This is a genomic window from Oleiphilus sp. HI0061 (genome assembly GCF_001635675.1).
Genome location: NZ_LWFE01000815.1, coordinates 1 through 411, shown reverse-complemented (window position 1 = coordinate 411; position 411 = coordinate 1). Strand labels below are relative to the sequence as shown.

Genomic DNA, 411 nt, shown 5'->3' with positions numbered 1-411 from the left:
TTGTTGTTTTCTTGTTTGTATTCTGTGGTGTTGTCTTCTTCTTCCCTGAGATGGGTGGTTACTTTATCGAGAAGCCAAACTTTGAACCAGCAAACCCGCTGAAAACGCCTGATCATATTGCTCCTGTTTGGTACTTTACTCCATTCTACGCAATGCTTCGTGCTGTACCTGATGCATTCTTGGGTGTGGTTGTGATGGGTGCTGCAATAGCAATTCTGTTTGTCTTGCCTTGGCTGGACAAGAGCCCTGTTAAGTCTATTCGTTATAAAGGCTGGATCAGTAAAGTTGCGCTAGCGTTGTTAGTCGTATCATTTTCTATACTCGGTTATTTAGGTGTTGTTGTTGCGACGCCTGAAAGAACGCTATGGGCGCAGATTTTGACTGCTGTGTATTTTGCCTACTTTTTATTAA

At 42.8% G+C, this 411-nt stretch carries 1 pseudogene; it reads left to right on the top strand.

Annotation, left to right across the window (positions count from 1 at the left end):
* Positions 1-411 (top strand): annotated as a pseudogene (locus A3735_RS09820) (cytochrome b); the annotation flags it as partial.